The organism is Bacillus sp. 204(2023) (assembly GCF_037027505.1).
GTDB lineage: Bacteria > Bacillota > Bacilli > Bacillales > Bacillaceae > Bacillus > Bacillus subtilis.
Genome location: NZ_JAXCHE010000004.1, coordinates 119470 through 136167, shown reverse-complemented (window position 1 = coordinate 136167; position 16698 = coordinate 119470). Strand labels below are relative to the sequence as shown.

The 16698-nt window shown below is 45.1% G+C and carries 14 protein-coding genes, 1 pseudogene and 1 other annotated feature; of the genes and pseudogenes, 6 read left to right on the top strand and 9 right to left on the bottom strand.

Going from position 1 to position 16698, the window contains the following annotated elements:
* Positions 1–16: 16 nt before the first annotated feature.
* Genes dltB through WA279_RS10225 form a run of 3 tightly spaced genes read right to left on the bottom strand, consistent with a single transcriptional unit; the run spans position 17 to position 2879 of the window.
* Positions 17–1204, bottom strand: coding sequence for a D-alanyl-lipoteichoic acid biosynthesis protein DltB (gene dltB, locus WA279_RS10235; RefSeq protein ID WP_003227327.1), 1188 nt, complete (start codon positions 1202–1204; stop codon positions 17–19).
* Entirely contained in the window at positions 1201–2712 is a 1512-nt protein-coding gene (gene dltA / locus WA279_RS10230; protein ID WP_336155335.1) for a D-alanine--poly(phosphoribitol) ligase subunit DltA, read from the bottom strand. Before dltA ends, dltB begins: the two co-directional genes overlap by 4 nt.
* 17 nt (positions 2713–2729) lie before the next feature.
* Positions 2730–2879: a teichoic acid D-Ala incorporation-associated protein DltX gene (locus WA279_RS10225; RefSeq protein WP_003227330.1), complete on the bottom strand. Its 150-nt coding sequence runs from the start codon at positions 2877–2879 to the stop codon at positions 2730–2732.
* Positions 2880–3028: 149 nt separating this feature from the next.
* Here WA279_RS10225 and WA279_RS10220 point away from each other — a divergent pair, with 149 nt between their 5' ends.
* From WA279_RS10220 to ywaC, 3 genes are all read left to right on the top strand, one after another.
* The gene (locus tag WA279_RS10220; protein WP_021480955.1) at positions 3029–3163 is read left to right on the top strand and encodes a hypothetical protein; all 135 of its coding nucleotides are present in this window, start codon (positions 3029–3031) and stop codon (positions 3161–3163) included.
* Between the two features lie 162 nt (positions 3164–3325).
* Entirely contained in the window at positions 3326–4261 is a 936-nt protein-coding gene (locus WA279_RS10215; RefSeq protein WP_009968370.1) for a 1,4-dihydroxy-2-naphthoate polyprenyltransferase, read from the top strand.
* Positions 4262–4401: 140 nt separating this feature from the next.
* The gene (ywaC, locus tag WA279_RS10210; RefSeq protein ID WP_003244564.1) at positions 4402–5034 is read left to right on the top strand and encodes a GTP pyrophosphokinase YwaC; all 633 of its coding nucleotides are present in this window, start codon (positions 4402–4404) and stop codon (positions 5032–5034) included.
* Positions 5035–5063: 29 nt separating this feature from the next.
* Here the strand turns inward: ywaC and ywaD are convergent, their stop codons facing one another.
* The 3 genes from ywaD to ywaE form a co-directional block, all read right to left on the bottom strand.
* Positions 5064–6431, bottom strand: a complete 1368-nt coding sequence (gene ywaD, locus WA279_RS10205) for an aminopeptidase YwaD (RefSeq protein ID WP_336155334.1) — start codon at positions 6429–6431, stop codon at positions 5064–5066.
* Positions 6432–6587: 156 nt separating this feature from the next.
* A complete protein-coding gene (tyrS, locus tag WA279_RS10200; RefSeq protein ID WP_336155333.1) occupies positions 6588–7829 on the bottom strand; it encodes a tyrosine--tRNA ligase in 1242 nt (413 codons plus the stop codon).
* Positions 7830–7868: 39 nt separating this feature from the next.
* Positions 7869–8083: a binding site (T-box leader), on the bottom strand.
* The gene (gene ywaE, locus WA279_RS10195; protein ID WP_003227345.1) at positions 8078–8593 is read right to left on the bottom strand and encodes a tyrZ transcriptional regulator YwaE; all 516 of its coding nucleotides are present in this window, start codon (positions 8591–8593) and stop codon (positions 8078–8080) included. Its footprint overlaps the feature before it by 6 nt.
* A 149-nt stretch (positions 8594–8742) precedes the next feature.
* On the opposite strand from ywaE, the gene WA279_RS10190 reads away from it, so the two are divergent.
* Both WA279_RS10190 and WA279_RS10185 read left to right on the top strand, forming a co-directional pair.
* Complete coding sequence (locus WA279_RS10190) at positions 8743–9456, top strand: YwaF family protein (protein WP_336155332.1); 714 nt, start codon at positions 8743–8745, stop codon at positions 9454–9456.
* 110 nt (positions 9457–9566) lie between these two features.
* Complete coding sequence (locus WA279_RS10185; RefSeq protein ID WP_128740831.1) at positions 9567–10427, top strand: glycosyltransferase family 8 protein; 861 nt, start codon at positions 9567–9569, stop codon at positions 10425–10427.
* A gap of 50 nt (positions 10428–10477) precedes the next feature.
* Here the strand turns inward: WA279_RS10185 and sacY are convergent, their stop codons facing one another.
* The 3 genes from sacY to epr all read right to left on the bottom strand — a co-directional run bounded on the left by sacY (position 10478) and on the right by epr (position 15119).
* Positions 10478–11320 carry a transcription antiterminator SacY gene (gene sacY / locus WA279_RS10180; protein ID WP_336155331.1) on the bottom strand — a complete coding sequence of 281 codons (843 nt, stop codon included), beginning with the start codon at positions 11318–11320 and terminating at the stop codon, positions 10478–10480.
* Between the two features lie 53 nt (positions 11321–11373).
* Entirely contained in the window at positions 11374–12753 is a 1380-nt protein-coding gene (gene sacX / locus WA279_RS10175; RefSeq protein WP_003243800.1) for a SacY negative regulator SacX, read from the bottom strand.
* 428 nt (positions 12754–13181) lie between these two features.
* Positions 13182–15119 carry a minor protease Epr gene (gene epr, locus WA279_RS10170; protein WP_336155330.1) on the bottom strand — a complete coding sequence of 646 codons (1938 nt, stop codon included), beginning with the start codon at positions 15117–15119 and terminating at the stop codon, positions 13182–13184.
* Between the two features lie 227 nt (positions 15120–15346).
* Between epr and celB the strand changes: the two are divergent.
* Positions 15347–16682: pseudogene (gene celB, locus WA279_RS10165) on the top strand (PTS cellobiose transporter subunit IIC).
* Positions 16683–16698: the final 16 nt, after the last annotated feature.

Sequence of the window (16698 nt, the reverse complement as noted above, 5' to 3'; positions counted from 1 at the left end):
AGCTTTCTAATCTCCTTTAATGGTGGTGATGAAATGGTTTTCCTGAGAAAATATAAAACCCGAAGCAAACGAAATGGAATGTGATCACAATCGCGAGAATGGTTGTCCAGCGGTTGGACGGCAGCCATTTATATTTCTTATTCCACTTCTCGAAAAAGTTGTAACACGTCATCAGAACGGCATGATAGAGGCCGTAAATGATATATTGCGGCGCGAGCCCGTGCCAAACCCCCATCAGCATAAACAGCAGGAAATACCCGATGTTTGAGACGGCCATACGGTTTTTGATCCACTTTTTCTTAGTCATCCAAAATACGAATCTCATAAACACATAATCTCTGAACCAAAATGACAGAGACATATGCCAGCGATTCCAGAAATCTTTAATATTTTTACTGATAAATGGTTTATTAAAGTTTTCCGGTGATTTAATACCCATAATGTAGCTGACCCCGACGGCAAACATCGTGTAGCCGGCGAAATCAAAGAATAAATACATGCTGTAGCCGTACATGTACAGCAGGTTCCCAAGAATCTTATTGTGCGTGATTGCGGGAAGATTCATGATGAAGTACGTATTGATCGCGTAGCCGATAATAAATTTATACAGGAAACCGATGAAGATTTTATGGATTCCCGTATACAGCAGGTCGGCGTATTCTTCTTTCGTCCAAGCCTTCTGTTCATCCTTGACGAACCGGCGGTATCTGTCGATCGGGCCGGAGGAAATCGTCGGGAAAAACAGGATGAAATACAGCAGGCGGTGCAATGGCAGCTGTTCTTTCAGCAGTCCGTCTCTTGCTTCCATAATCAGCTGAACGCCTTTAAAGGTTAAATATGAGATACCTAAAAAGCTGATCAGGTTATGTGGCGGATGATGCGGCTGCGGGTGTGAAAGAAACGGCCATATTTTTGACAGAAATAAAGGCAGAATAGACGCGATAACAGCTCCGCAAAAGACAAAGCCGCTGTTCGCTTTCTGCCGGTATGCCAGATAGCCGCTGATCAGGAGCACCTGCCATATTGTAAACAGGCACAGCGCGATGACCCCGTGTAAGTCGTGCGAAAAAATTAAAGCCAATATAATGATAGATATGAACATGTTGTATGCTTGAAATCTTTTTCCGTTTAAGCCGAGAATGATCGTCGGCAGAAGAAGAATGCCAAGCAGTATAAAGAATAAAAACGAGCTGTAAGGCGTCATACAAGAACCTCTTCGCCAATGCGTTTTCGGTCAATTTTGCCGTTAGCCGTCATTTGAATGTGATCCTGATAGATAAATTTTCTCGGGATCATATATGCCGGAAGAGAAGCGGCAAGCTCTTTTTTAATAGCGCTTGTCAGCTGGAATTCCTTCTCGAACTCATGCTCCTCAGGCACAATAGCAGCGATCAGGTACTCAACTGTTCCGTTTGGCTGATAAGGAATCACGACAGCAGAGCGAACGTACTGTGACTGTCTGACATGGAACTCGATTTCCTCAAGCTCCATTCGATAGCCGTGAAGTTTAATCTGAAAATCCAAACGTCCTTGGCAGAAAATCTGACCGTCTTGAATAAAGCCGGCATCGCCAGTTCGGTATGCCCACTGGCCTTCATGAGAGAAAAACGCTTTTTCCGTCAGCTCTGGCTCACCAAGGTAGCCTCGGCTTACACTCGGCCCTGCAATGACGATTTCTCCTTTTTCTCCATCAGGAAGCGGCTGTCCCTGTTCATCCATAATGTAAATGTTCATATCTGGTTTGGCGAAGCCCACTGGAAGCGATTCGCTGCGGCTGATGACGTCATCCGTAATTTCAACCGATGTGACAGCCACTGTCGCTTCAGTCGGGCCGTACGTATTAAAAATCTTCGCTTTCGGAAAACGCTCAAGCAGCGCTTTTGCCACAGAAACCGGAAGAACCTCTCCGCAAAACATAAATGTGTCCGCACCAGGCAGCAGATCCTGTGAAAAACCCGGATCCATCAGGCACATTTGCACAAAGGAAGGTGTTGATGTCCACACATTCAGTCCGGACTTCTTCAGCTCTTCAAATAAGACTTTCGGCTTGTTCACAGCATCCTTTGTCACGCAATGTAATGTCCCTCCTGATTGAAGGCACGGATATAGGTCCATGACAGACAAATCAAATGAGAACGGCGCTTGGTTTAAAAATATTTTTCCTCCGCTGACTGGAAAGTCTGCACAAATCCAGTCTGTGAAGCTTTGAAGATTCGAAGCGGAAATCTGCACGCCTTTCGGATTTCCTGTGCTTCCGGAAGTGTAAATGATATAAAACGTTTCGTGTTCTTTGACCCATTGATCTTGGCTGACAGTGCCGCCTTCGTTTTCCAGCAGTTCTTCCGCAGAAACTGTCTGAATCTGCTGGCCGACTGCATCAATTGAGAGTCCTGCTGCATGGATCAGCAATTCTGCTCCAGAGCTTTCGATAATTTTCGCAATCCGTTCGGACGGAATGGACAGGTCAACCGGAATATAAGGGTGTCCCGCTTTGACACTTCCCAAGAAGGAAACGATCATGTGCGGCTCCATGTGGCCGTACACAAGGATAGGAGATTTCTTTTCCCCAGAAATGCGTTTTTGGATCGCGGCAGCCGCGCGGTCAGACTGCTCCCATAATTCCTGATACGTGAGCGACTGGCCTTGAGAGCGGAAGGCATCGGTTTGCGGATACGTTTCCGCATGTGTTTGAATAGCATGTAAAAGTTTCATAGTTATTCTCTCTCCAATTAGAAATCGTTATAAATATATGAACCGGTATTCGCGGTGTGAAAACCATACATAAAAAACAAAACAAGCAGTATCATCAAATAAAAGCCTGTATGACATGTCCACTTGACAGCGGGTTTTTCATACAGCTGTTTCATTAATTGCAGCATATCAAAAATTCCCTTCCCGTTTTTTCGACAATCACATGATTATTTGACGATCAGATGCTCAAAAAGTTTCATTTTTTCCCTAATCTCCCTCAAATTAATATATCGGCGTATGTTTTTGAAAATGAATCTTTATACCTGCAAGGGCAAGAATGGAATGTTTCGAGCTGATTCATAATAAAGGAAAAGATAGCTGGAGTCAAAAGATCTTTTTAACTTTTAAAAAGTGTAATGTACTTAAAAAAATTTTTCTGTACCTGTTCGTTCAAGTGAAAGCAGAAACCTAATGAAATCAGGGCGAGAAGCGTATAATAAGAAAGAAAACGCCTTCTTGCGGTATCTTGTGAAATAAGGGAGAAGTCATTATGATAGATAAGGAAGCAAAAGGAGTTTTTTATTAAGCTGCCGGCTGAAAAAAAGTAAGCCTTTTAATAGAAAGGAAGAGGAAGATGAACCAAACAAATAAGGGTGAGGGTCAGACAGCGCCGCAAAAAGAAAGCATGGGGCAGATCCTTTGGCAGTTAACCCGTCCTCATACGTTAACCGCATCGTTTGTGCCTGTGCTGCTCGGAACCGTTTTGGCGATGTTTTATGTGAAGGTTGATCTGCTGCTGTTTTTGGCTATGCTGTTTTCTTGCCTATGGATCCAGATCGCGACGAACTTATTTAATGAATATTATGATTTTAAACGCGGGTTAGATACAGCAGAATCAGTCGGAATCGGAGGGGCAATTGTACGCCACGGAATGAAGCCTAAAACGATTTTGCAATTAGCTCTCGCATCATACGGGATTGCCATTTTGCTCGGTGTCTATATTTGTGCGAGCAGCAGCTGGTGGCTTGCGCTGATCGGCCTTGTCGGCATGGCGATCGGCTACCTGTATACAGGCGGGCCGCTGCCGATTGCGTACACGCCGTTCGGTGAATTATTCTCAGGCATTTGCATGGGTTCGGTGTTTGTGCTGATTTCGTTTTTTATTCAGACAGATAAGATCAATATGCAGAGCATTTTGATTTCCATCCCGATTGCGATTCTTGTCGGCGCGATTAACCTGTCGAACAATATTCGCGATATTGAAGAGGACAAAAAAGGCGGCCGCAAAACATTGGCGATTTTGATGGGGCATAAGGGAGCTGTTACTCTGTTAGCTGCGTCGTTTGCCGTCGCTTATATCTGGGTTGTCGGCTTGGTGATTACCGGTGCCGCAAGCCCATGGCTGTTTGTCGTCTTTTTGAGCGTGCCTAAGCCGGTTCAGGCAGTGAAGGGCTTCGTCCAGAACGAAATGCCGATGAATATGATTGTCGCAATGAAATCAACAGCCCAAACAAATACATTTTTCGGATTCCTGCTCTCGATCGGATTATTGATCAGCTACTTCCGATAATAAAAAAGACCGCTCGTTTCGTGCGGTCTTTTTTGTTACAATCGACCGCATTTTGTAAAAAAATTCATAGAACCTTGCAGCAGACAGGGACGTCTAGTACATGGACAGCGGATAAAGTTCCGTTAAAGGAGATGACGAACATGGATTTATCTGTAACACATATGGACGATTTAAAAACAGTAATGGAAGATTGGAAAAATGAATTATTAGTTTATAAATTTGCGCTAGATGCGCTCGATACAAAGTTCTCAATTATCAGCCAGGAATATAACCTCATTCACGGACACAACCCGATTGAACATACAAAATCCCGTGTCAAAAGCTTTGAAAGCATCGTGAATAAGTTAATGAGAAAGGGCTGTGAGATTACGACGAAGGAAATGAAGGAGCATATTCACGACATTGCCGGCGTGCGCATCATCTGTTCCTTTATTTCTGACATTTATAATGTCGTGAATGTGTTGAAGCAGCATGAAGATTTGAGAATCGTAAAGGTAAAGGATTATATCCAGACACCCAAACCGAATGGCTATCGAAGCCTGCATTTAATCATTGAGATGCCTGTGAATTTAACGAACCGTGTGGAATACGTCAAAGCAGAAATTCAAATCCGGACAATCGCGATGGATTTCTGGGCGAGCCTTGAACATAAAATTTATTATAAATTGAACAATGACGTTCCTAAGCAATTAACAGATGAGCTGAAGGAAGCCGCGGAGATTGCCCATTACCTAGATGAGAAAATGCTGGGGATTAAGAAAGAAGTGGATTAAAAAAGACGGCACCCAAGTGCCGTCTTTTTTTATTTGATATCTTCAAAAATGTCAGTTGCTTTGGCTTTCATTTGTTTCTTAATGGTTTTTGGTTTCTTCTCTCTTTTCACAGCCTCATAGACAGCGGCTGTCACAAGATCGCCTGCTTGCTGGAGGCGTTCTTTGCTGATATGTTCGATCGAGTCTTCAGGGGTATGATACCACGGCTCAACTTCTTCTGTTTCCGGGTCTCCCCAAATAAAGTTCGCGGAATCAATGCCGGCTTCGTGGAATGGCACATGATCAGATGATCCTCCCTGTGTCAGAGACAGGCTGTCAAAACCAATTTTTTCAGCAGCCGTATGGCTGGATTCCCAAACATAGTTAGATTGGCCATCCAATGTGTTGACATACAGCTCAGACGCTTTTTCCCAGCTTGTGCCTACCATATCTAAGTTGAAGTTCACTTCGCTTCGTTTCAGCTCTTTTTCCGATAGATGATCTACATAGTGAGAGGAGCCGAGCAGGCCGAGCTCTTCGGCGCCGAAAGCGATAAAGCGGATTTCTTTATCAGATGGAACGCTTTTTAAGACACGCGCCATCTCCAGCATAACAGAGGTTCCTGAGCCGTTGTCATTTGCTCCGGGTGAAAAAGGAACACTGTCGTAATGGGCCGTCACGTACACAATGTCTGGATGTTTGATGTTCTTTGGTTTTTTGATTCCGATGATGTTCTGGGAGGTTTGGTTTGTGAATGCTTTTAGTTTTAAGGTGGCTTCTTTTTGCTGGGTAAGTGCTTCGCCGTCTTCTTTCTTAATGCCGACGACCGGAATGCCGACTTTATTTCCCGACAGGTTTGGCGTCATAGGAACTAGGCTTTCTTTGTTGTTATAAATGATGACAGCTTTTGCTCCGGCGGCTTCGGCATTTTTGGTTTTCTCGTAATAAGTCAGGTCTCCTCTGGAAATTAAGGCGATTTTGCCCTTGGCGTCAGCGGTAAAGTCCTTTTGATAGCCCAATCCCGCATTGTAAAGCGGGGCCGTCAGCCCTTGTTCTTCAGTCGGAGCTGAACCGGACGCCGCTTGGAGAAGAATATCGCGTCCTGCTGAAGACAGTGTTCCCTCAAGTCGGTCAGGAATGTTGAATCGTTGAACCTTCACATCAAGCTTTAATTTTCTCAAGGATGAGGCGATCAATAGGGCACTCTTTTTTTCAGATGCAGTTCCGGCTATTCTGGGGCCGATTGCTTCACTTAGCTGAGAAATGGTAGAGTACGCATGCTTTGCTTTGAATGGAAGCTCGCGCTCGCTATTTGATATTTGTACAGCGTGCGCGGCAGGGGTGACACTCTGTGCCGGCAAGAGCAGTGTGCCGGCAGTTAAAACAGCCATCGTCATGACAGTCAAAAGCTTTTTCATCAAAAATAAACCTCCCCTAAATGTATGGTTGGGGAATATTTCGGGATGCTAAAGGAGTTTCCTGCAAGATGGAGAGCGTTTTTGAAAAGACAGTGCTTTATACCTGCAAAAAAAACGCTTATGAATGAAGGGTCATAAGCGTTTCGGAATATCAGATTATTGGAGCTTTAAAAACTTGCGTTTGCCGACTTGGATGATCATATTCTCTCTTATCTCTGCTTTGGCGTGAACATCTGTTACTTTCTCTCCGTCGATGCGGACACCTCCGTTTTGAATCATGCGGCGCGCCTCGCTCTTCGAAGAGAGGAGCTTTAGCTTGACGAGCAGATCAATCATCGCTATCGTTTTTTCGCCTTTCCAGTTTACGGCCGGTATATCTTCCGGCAGGCTGTTTTCCTGAAAGACTGTTTTAAACGAGTGTTCGGCAGCTTCTGCTGCTTTCTCTCCGTGATACATTCGGACGATTGTTTTGGCTAAAAGCATTTTGGCATCACGCGGATGAACGGCGCCGGTTTCTAAGTCTTTTACGAGCTGTTTTTTCTCTTCAAGCTCTAAGTCTGTCGCCAAGTGGATGTATTTTTTCATCAGGCTGTCGGGCAGTGACATCGTTTTTCCGTACATGTCGTTTGGATGTTCGTCAATGCCGATGTAGTTGTGTTTCGACTTCGACATTTTCTCGACGCCATCCAAGCCTTCCAAGAGCGGCATCAGGATGACGACTTGTTTTTCTTTGTTGTATCGTTCTTGGAAATGCCGTCCCATGAGGACATTGAAATGCTGATCCGTTCCGCCTAATTCAATATCACTTTCGAGAACGACAGAATCATATCCCTGCATCAATGGGTAAAAGAATTCATGCAGTGAGATTGGTTTTTGCATGGCGATGCGTTCTTCAAAGTCGTCGCGCTCCATCAGGCGGGCTACCGTTATTTTCCCTGCTAATTCAATGACATCTTCCAGATTCAATGTTTTCAGCCATTTTGAGTTATAGTGAAGCTCGACTTTTTCTGGATTAAGCACTTTTCCGAATTGCTCAAAGTAGGTTTTGGCATTGTGCTGAACTTCTTCATCAGTCAGTTGCTTTCTGGCTGCCGATTTTCCGGTCGGATCACCAATTTTTCCTGTGAAATCCCCAATTAACAGCTGGACAATGTGGCCGTTTTCTTGAAATTGGCGAAGCTTATTTAACACAACCGTATGGCCCAAATGTACATCCGGTGCAGACGGATCTAATCCGAGCTTAATTTTAAGCGGCGTGCCCGTGGAAATTGATTTCACGAGCTTTGCCTTTAATTCCTCCGGCGGTATGACTTCGTGGGCGCCTGTCATGTATAGCTGTAGCTGTCTTTCTACCTCTTTTTGCTGTGCTGCTGTGAGCTGCTCAAATGTTTTCATCATTCTTCCTCCTTTTTACAAACACAAAAAGAGCCCATCCCGATAAGGGACGTGGCTCAATGCACGCGGTACCACCCTGGTTGAAGACATCGTCTTCCGCTCATTCGAATAACGGTTTCCCGTTCTTTGCTACGTTTAAGGTTCACAAAGAAAGCTCAGGGAGGTAATTCACGTTTGCTGTGTGCCGGCTCGCACCTTCCGCCGGCTCTCTGAAACAGGGAGACAAACCGCTACTGGATTCCCGTCAAAGCTTATGTTGTATGAAGATTGTCAGCTACCTTTCTAAGCAGCCCTGTCAATATTTTCTGTTCGTCCTTCGTCATTCCCGCAATGAGCTCTGTTTCCCCTTTGTGAAACTCCGGGTAGAGTTCTTCGATCGCTTGTTTGCCGGAATCGGTGATGGAGACAAACACGAGTCGCCGATCTCTTGTGTCGATGCTTTTACGGCAAAAACTCTTTTTTTCGAGCGTTTTGATCACGTTGCTTGCTGTAGCTGTAGATATCCCTGACAGCTCAGCGATTTTTCTCGTTTCGAGCGCTCCCCATACCCATAGATCATAAAGAATGGAGAAAGCGGTCCAAGAAAGGTTATAGGAAGAAAGAACCTCAGTCTCCATTTTGACACGGAGCCTTTGTGCAGACCGATACAGATTCGTAGCGATCGAAATGGCTTCCAGGTTGAGTGACTCGACGGGCATTTGTTTGAGCTTAGAAAGTGTATCGTGTTCTTCCTTCCGAAGCTGCTGATGTTGATGTGAACGTTCCATTTTTTAGGCCTGCCTTAAATTATCAGAATCATTAGCTATGAAACGAATTGTAACAGAGTCTGATGTGAACTTCAAGCCCATATATCGGTTGAATAAAAAAAGCCCAAACAACGCCAAAATAAACAAAAACTCGCAAACGGGGTGCAATCTTGCAAAAATATGTTCAATCCGTCTATAAGCATGATCCGTTTCATCTGTTTTCGACAGAGCATGTAGTGACGTTAGCGATTATCGCCCTTTTGGCCATTCTGTTGTTTTTGTTCCAAGATGGGGTCAAGCAGCCGAGGGCCAGCCGGTTTTTGCGTTCTCTGTTTGTGTTTCTTTTGCTTGGTTCGCAAATCGGCTATCAAATATGGATGGTCGCCACGGGCAGGTGGTCGGTGCGCACTTCATTGCCTCTCCAGCTTAGTGACCTGTCGGTGTATTTGTCAGCTATTATGTTAGTGACAAAAAGCAGAAAGCTGTTTGTGTTTTTGTTTTTTGTCGGCATCGGCAGTTCGATTCAGGCTCTTGCCACTCCTGACCTCGGTATGTTTTCATTTCCGCATATCCGATATATCCTCTTTTTTATTTCTCACGGGTCTGTGTTTTTATCCTGTCTGCTGATGGCTGTGATTGGCACCTACAGAATGGGCCAGCGCTCTTTATGGGTGACAGTCCTGATTGTCAATGTGTACGGCATCTGCATTTATCTGCTTGATCGGTGGCTTGGCGCGAATTATATGTATTTGACGAAAAAACCGGGCGGCTCTTCTCTTTTAGATGTTCTCGGGCCTTGGCCGTGGTACATCGCTTCGGCTGAAGCCATAACGATCGCCAGCTTTTACATCCTTTATTGGCTTTATCGCATGTTCAAAAAATGACACCTTTTTTGTTGTATAGCACATTCTGTCTAAAAAAATATTGAAGAATAGTGTTTAATTTTCTGAAATCGGGAATGTAATTTGTACAACACAAAGGGAGATGAATATCATTGAAGAAAGATGAAGTTATGCATATCGTATCATGCGCAGATGATAATTATGCTCGTCATTTAGGTGGGATGTTCGTTTCTTTATTGACTAACATGGATCAGGAGAGAGAGGTAAAATTATACGTCATTGATGGCGGAATTAAGCCTGATAACAAAAAAAGACTGGAAGAAACCACTTTGAAATTCGGAGTGCCGATTGAGTTTTTAGAAGTGGATACCAACATGTATGAACATGCGGTAGAGAGCAGCCATATTACAAAAGCCGCGTATTACCGCATTTCGATTCCCGACTTAATTAAGGATGAAAGCATCAAACGAATGATTTACATCGATTGTGATGCGCTTGTCCTAGAGGATATTTCTAAGCTATGGGACTTAGACATTGCGCCATACACCGTAGCCGCTGTTGAGGATGCGGGGCAGCATGAACGCCTGAAAGAAATGAACGTCACTGATACAGGGAAGTATTTTAACTCAGGTATCATGATTATTGATTTTGAGTCTTGGAGAAAGCAAAACATCACAGAAAAAGTCATCAACTTTATCAATGAACACCCAGACGAAGACTTTCTTGTGCTGCATGACCAAGATGCACTGAATGCGATCTTGTATGATCAGTGGTATGAACTTCATCCGCGCTGGAACGCTCAAACCTATATCATGTTAAAGCTGAAAACCCCATCGACTCTGTTAGGGCGGAAGCAATATAATGAAACGAGAGAAAACCCGGCAATCGTGCACTTCTGCGGCGGAGAAAAGCCTTGGAACTCCAATACAAAACATCCGTATCGCGATGAGTATTTCCATTACATGTCCTATACGAAGTGGAATACGATTGGGAATCCGGCAATCAACCAATAAATCAGATAAAAAAACGCTTTTGAGATGATCAAAAGCGTTTTTTGTTTGTCTCAGCGTGCGACTGACCGTTGGTAGAACCGCTGAATATGCATGGCGATGTAGCACAATTCTTTTTCAGGAAACTCAAAGCCGTATTCCTTCTTCACAAAGGTGCCGATGCTTAGGGCACACAGGAAGGCATCCTTAAACCTCTCTTTAATGATGTCGATCATTTCTGCGTCCAGCTCGTAAATGGATTCGCCTGCTTTGATATGCTGAATGGCAAAGCGGAGATGGGTCACAAGCCGTTCATAAGAGATGGTATCTTCAACGATATTAATAGACAATTGAATTTCGATAATCTCGATAATATCACGGATCATTGTTGTAATATCAAGCGTTTGTGTCATATCGCCGGCATTGTTTCTTGCTGTGTGGATATGCATGGCGATATTGCCGATTTCATCATCAGGAATGTGAATCCCCAGTTTATCTTTAATCAGTGTTCTGGCCCATAAGCCGATCTGGAACTCCTTTGGATAAAGGACTTTGATTTCATTCAGCAGCGGATTTTTGATAACCATCCCATTGCTCAAGCGTTCAATCGCAAAAGAAAGATGGTCTGAAAAAGCGACATGAATGCGCTCGTTGATTTTGATGTTCAGCTCTTTTTCGGCATGAGAGATAATTTGCTCAGAAATCTGAATGTGGTCTTCAGGCAATGTTTCTAAAATCTCTTCGAACTGCTTATAGTCAGGTGTATCTTTTCTGATAAAGGTTTTTTCTATTTTTGACGGATCGACAATGTCATTCTTCCTTTTGTTAAACGCAATTCCTGCACCCAAGAGAATCTTCTCTTCATTTTGATCCTTTACGACGATAGCATTATGATTTAAGATTCTTTTAATTTTCATAGCTTTTTTGTCCTTTCATCCCCCGTTTTATGAATGAAAACGAATAAATCCAGTTATTCTGTCTCTTCTTTAAACCCGAGAAACAATGTAGCTATAAAAGCAGAGACGGCTGCGATCAAGAAACCGATCATATAATGAACAAAATTCGCGGCGCCAAACGGCAGCACAATTGAAATCATCGGAATGCCTGTCAGCCCGTAGGAATTTGCCACAACTTGTACCGCAACCACGTATGCTCCGCCAATAGCACCGCCGATGGCTGCTCCGATAAAGGGACGGATCAATTTGAGATTTACCCCGAATACAATCGGCTCAACAATGCCTAAAAACGCGGTCAGAGAAGCGGGGAGCGCAATTTTCTTCAGGCTTGATTGTTTCGTTTTGAGGAATACCGCAAGCCCCGCTCCGCCTTGGGCCACATTCGCCATCGACCATATCGGCACTAAAAAGTTGACACCGACATGCGGATTAGCAAGCAGCGTTGCCTCAATTGCATAAAAGCTATGATGCAATCCAGATAGGACGATGGTGGAGTAGATGCCGCCGAAAAGAGCTCCGGCGGCAATGCCGGCGTGATCATAAATATAGACGATCGATTGTGTCATGATCTGGCCGATGATGGACGCGGCGGGATTCATCACAATCAGCGCGAGGCACCCTGTCACCATGACCGTAATAAAGGGAATGATCACGACATCAAGCGACTTCGGCACAATCGATTTTAATAGCTTCTCAATTTTGCTCATGACAAAAACGGAAAGAAGAATCGGTATCATGGAACCCTGATAGCCCATCATTGGGATATGAAGCCCCCATATGTCTAAAGAAGACGGGGTTTTGCTGCCGAGCATAGACGGGTCCAGCAGATCAGGATGCGTCAAAAGCCCTGCAATCACTGCCCCTAGGTATGGGTTGCTGCCAAATTGCCGTGCAGCACTGAAGCCGACTAAAATCGGCAGTAAAATAAAGGCTGTGCTGGACACGAGGTCGAGCATTTTAATCCATGGGCTGCCGGCAGCGAACCAATGAAACACCTTAATCATGCCGATCAGCCCCATGAGCAGGCCGCTTGCTGTTATTGCCGGAATGATCGGCACAAAAATATCGGACAGTGTTTTCGCAAAAGCTGCGGCAGGGTTCAGTTTCCGGCTGGCTTTTTTCTGGTGGACAGGCTCTTCAGAAGGCGCGGTCTCCCATACATGAACGACTTCTTTATATATTTTGTTGACGACGCCTGCTCCGAAGATAATCTGGAAAAGCCCATAGCGGAAAAAGGTGCCCTGCACACCTTGCAGGTTCTCAATGGCATGTATATCAATTTTCGTCTCGTCCTTTACATCAAAACGAAGACGGGTCGTACAATGGCTGATGCTGATAATATTGTTTTTTCCTCCTGCGAGCAGCAGTAATTCTTTTGCAATCTCTTTATGCAAGCAATCAAAACCTCCTTTGCTGAAGAAAAGTCGGCTTGTTCATCGTATCAAATGAAAAGTTGACAATCAAAATGAAAAAAGTGAGAAATACCGGCTGAAAATGACAAAAATGCCCGCGTCGACGACGGAGCATGAGAATAGGGGTTGTCCAAGGCGCCGTTATGAGCCCAACACGAAAAGAAGAGTTAAAATGCCCTGCTTTTTAGGCACTAATACTCCCTTTGCATCATTGGGTCTTGCCTGCCTGCCCAGTCACAATCCCGCCATATGTGGTGATAACTGTAATAACGTTCATTTTATGCTGTTCATGGCTGTATAGCAATAGTATGAAAAGCCTGTACAATGGATGGGAAAAAGGTTGTGTGTGGTGTTCTTAGAATGTAAAAAAAACCTTTAAGACCTGGAATGCAAGTCTTAAAGGTTTTTGGTTACTTTTTCGGTTTGACGGCGTTCAGCCGTTTTTGCAGCTTTGTTTTTTCACTGGATGCTTTTAATTGATTCACTGCAGACTGAGCGGATGTCTTTGATTTCTTTGTTTTGTCTTTTTCCGCTTTCTTCACTTTTGCCTTTGCAGTTTCGACTTTTTTTGCTTCAGCCGCCGCCACCTTTTTCTTCACTTTGTCTAACCGTTTTTGCAATGCCGTTTTGTCCTTGCCTGATTGAAGCTGATTGACGGCTGATTGTGCTTTTGCCGCATTTGCATCAGTTGATTTCTTTTCAGCCGCAGATACGGATTGCTGTGCCGTCTTCAAATTGGTGCTCTTCACTTTGTTAAGGCGTTTCTGCAGGGACGTTTTTTCTGAACTTGCAGGCAGCTTGCCAATTGCTGATTGTGCGCTGTCCACATCTGTTTTCTTTTTGCTTTTTTCCGCTTTCGCAACTTTGTCTTTCGCTTGCTTTGACGCGATGTAGCGTTTTACTTGGTCTAAGCGTTTTTGAAGGTTCTTTTTGTCTGTTCCGTTTGGCAGCTTGTTGATGGCAGTTTGTGCTGTATCAACGGTTTGCTGTGTTTTATATTTTTCTGCCTTTGCGACTTTGTCTTTCGCATCTTTTACATTTCTGTATGACTGTACTTTATCCAGTCTTTTGTGCAGGGCAGTTTTGGCGTCGGAGCCCGGCAGCTGGCTGACGAGTTCTCGCGCTTTGTTGATATCGGTTTGTGCTTTTGTTTGTTCCGCTTTTTTCACCGCTTGCTCTGCTGCCGCGTACGCTGAATCTGTTGCCTGTGCTTTATATTGGATTAAGCCGTAGCCAAATTGCTGATCGCGGCCTGCGGTACCAAGATCAACGATGTTTTTCCGCATTTCCTCGCGAAGCTGGACGTTTGTCTCGGCAGGATCACGCTGTTTTAACAAGGCAAACATGGCTGCGGCGTGCGGTGTCGCTTGAGATGTTCCGCTTCCCGTTGCATAATACTGGTTTAAGTAAGTGCTTGTGATGTTTGTCCCCGGCGCTGAAAATTCAACTTCATCTCCAGTTGTTGAGAAGGAGGCAAGCTGATTCTTTTCGTTTGTTGCTGAAACCGCAACGACACTGCTGTATGCCGCCGGATAATTCACTGGCTTGCCGTTTCCGTCGTTACCGCTTGCGGCAACAAGCAGAACACCTTGTTCATATGCTTTGTCCACGGCGTCATGAAGGATTTTGCTGTCTGACGTCGTGCCAAGGCTCATATTGACGATGTCCATCCCGTTTGCGATCGACCAGTCAATTCCTTGGAGAAGACTTTGAAGATCCCCCGAGCCGTTCTGATCAAGCGCTTTAACCGCGTATATTTGTGCTTCCGGTGCGATGCCGTCAATTCCGTAGCCGTTATGCTTGGCTCCGATAATCCCTGCGACATGTGTTCCGTGGCCGTTATCATCTTTGTAAGAAGAGGTATAACTGACAGCTGAATACCCGCCGGCAATCGACAGGTCATCGTGGGGGGAGATCCCGCTGTCAATGACGGCAATTTTGATATTTTTTCCTGTCAGTCCTGCCTTCCAAGCCTGTTTCACCTGAATGGGCTCAAGATTCCATTGCTCAAAGTTGTCAGAGGTGTCAGTGCCGTCTGACAGCACTTTGAAATCCGTGCTGTCTGCTGCGGTAAATGATACGTTGTTTTCTACATACAAAATATCAGGATCCTGCTTTAATTCTTTTACTGTCTCCTGGTCTGCTGTGACCGCTACCGCGGGAAGATGTTTATACTGCTGTTCAACATCAGCATCACTGTCCAGGATGGTTTCCTTTCCGGCCTTGTTTTTATAAACCACAATAACCTCTTTCTCACTGTTGTTTTGCGCATGAGCGAGAGGGCCTATGGTGAGAAAACTGAAAAACAGAGTGACTGATACAACAAGTTTGCAAGACATGTTTTTCATGATTCATCTCCTTACTCTATGATGTTTGATATATATATCGGAGAAAAAAAGAGAGATTAATAGTAAGAAGGAAAAAATTTTTCATGGGCAGGGTTGTTTAGCAAAATACAGATTTTTTCCGCATGAAAAGGAAATTTTCCAAATGAATTTGTAAGCGTTTTCAAAATAAGATAAAGAAAACATTGCGGAGGTTGTTCACAAAGCAATGAGAAAAGGGGGCTTTTAAGATGAGCACATTCACTCGGGTGATGGAGGAAAAAATAATGCCTGTCGCCGGGAAAATTGCCGGGCAGCGGCATCTCAGCGCTTTGCGTGACGGAATTATCCTGACCATGCCGCTGATTATTATCGGGTCTGTCTTCTTGATTTTAACGAGCCTGCCGATTCCGGGGTATGCTGATTTCATGGCGAGTGTGTTTGGGAACGAGTGGGCCGATAAGCTCGGATATCCTGTTAACGCTTCGTTTGATATTATGGCGATGATTGCCGCTTTTGGGATCGCCTATCGGCTGGCAGAAAGCTATGGTGTCGATGCCCTTTCTGCCGGAGCGATTTCAATTGCCGCATTTCTGCTGGCAACGCCGTTTGAGGTGCCGTTTACACCGCATGGCTCAACGGAGTCCATCATGGTAGGGGGCGGAATCCCGATCACGCTGCTCGGCAGCAAGGGCTTATTTGTCGCCATGCTGATCGCCTTGTTTTCAACCGAAATCTATCGGTACATTATTCAAAAAAATATCGTCTTCAAAATGCCAGACGGTGTGCCGCCTGCGGTAAGCAAATCGTTTGTCGCGCTGATTCCCGGCTTTATCATTGTGTTTCTTGTGTGGCTGGCGCGCCTTCTGATTGAAATGACACCTTTTCAGAGTCTGCACAATGTCGTAGGAGACCTGCTTGGCACACCGCTTTCCATCCTTGGCGGCAGTCTCGGCGGAAGCCTGATCGCTGAATTTGTGCAGATGCTGCTTTGGTCGTGCGGGATTCACGGGGCTTCCATCATTGGCGGAATCATGGCGCCGATTTGGTATGGCGCGATGGATGCCAACCGTCTTGCCTTCCAAGCGGGCGAGGCGCTGCCGAGTATTTTTACGACTCAGTTCTTTCAAATTTGGATCAATGTCGGCGGGAGCGGGGCGACGCTGGCGCTTGTCCTGACGATGCTGGTGCGCTCCCGGAGCAAACAAATGAAGCAGCTTGGACGATTAGGAATCGGCCCTGCGCTATTTAATATCAACGAGCCGATCATTTTCGGCATGCCGATTGTCATGAATCCGCTCCTTATTGTCCCATTTATCATCGCACCGCTCCTCACGATTACCGCGACTTATATCGGCATGAGCACCGGGCTGGTGGCAAGACCGGCCGGAATCGCGGTGCCATGGACGATGCCGCCACTCATATCAGGTTACCTGGCGACAGGCGGAAAGGTGTCGGGAGCCGTTATGCAGCTGGTGAATCTGCTGATCACCTGTGCCATCTACTATCCGTTTTTCAGAATATGGGATCATCAAAAATGGCGGGAAGAGAGTGCGGTTGAATCTGGGGGATAAAAATGTGATGTGATAGATGATCAGCCTGT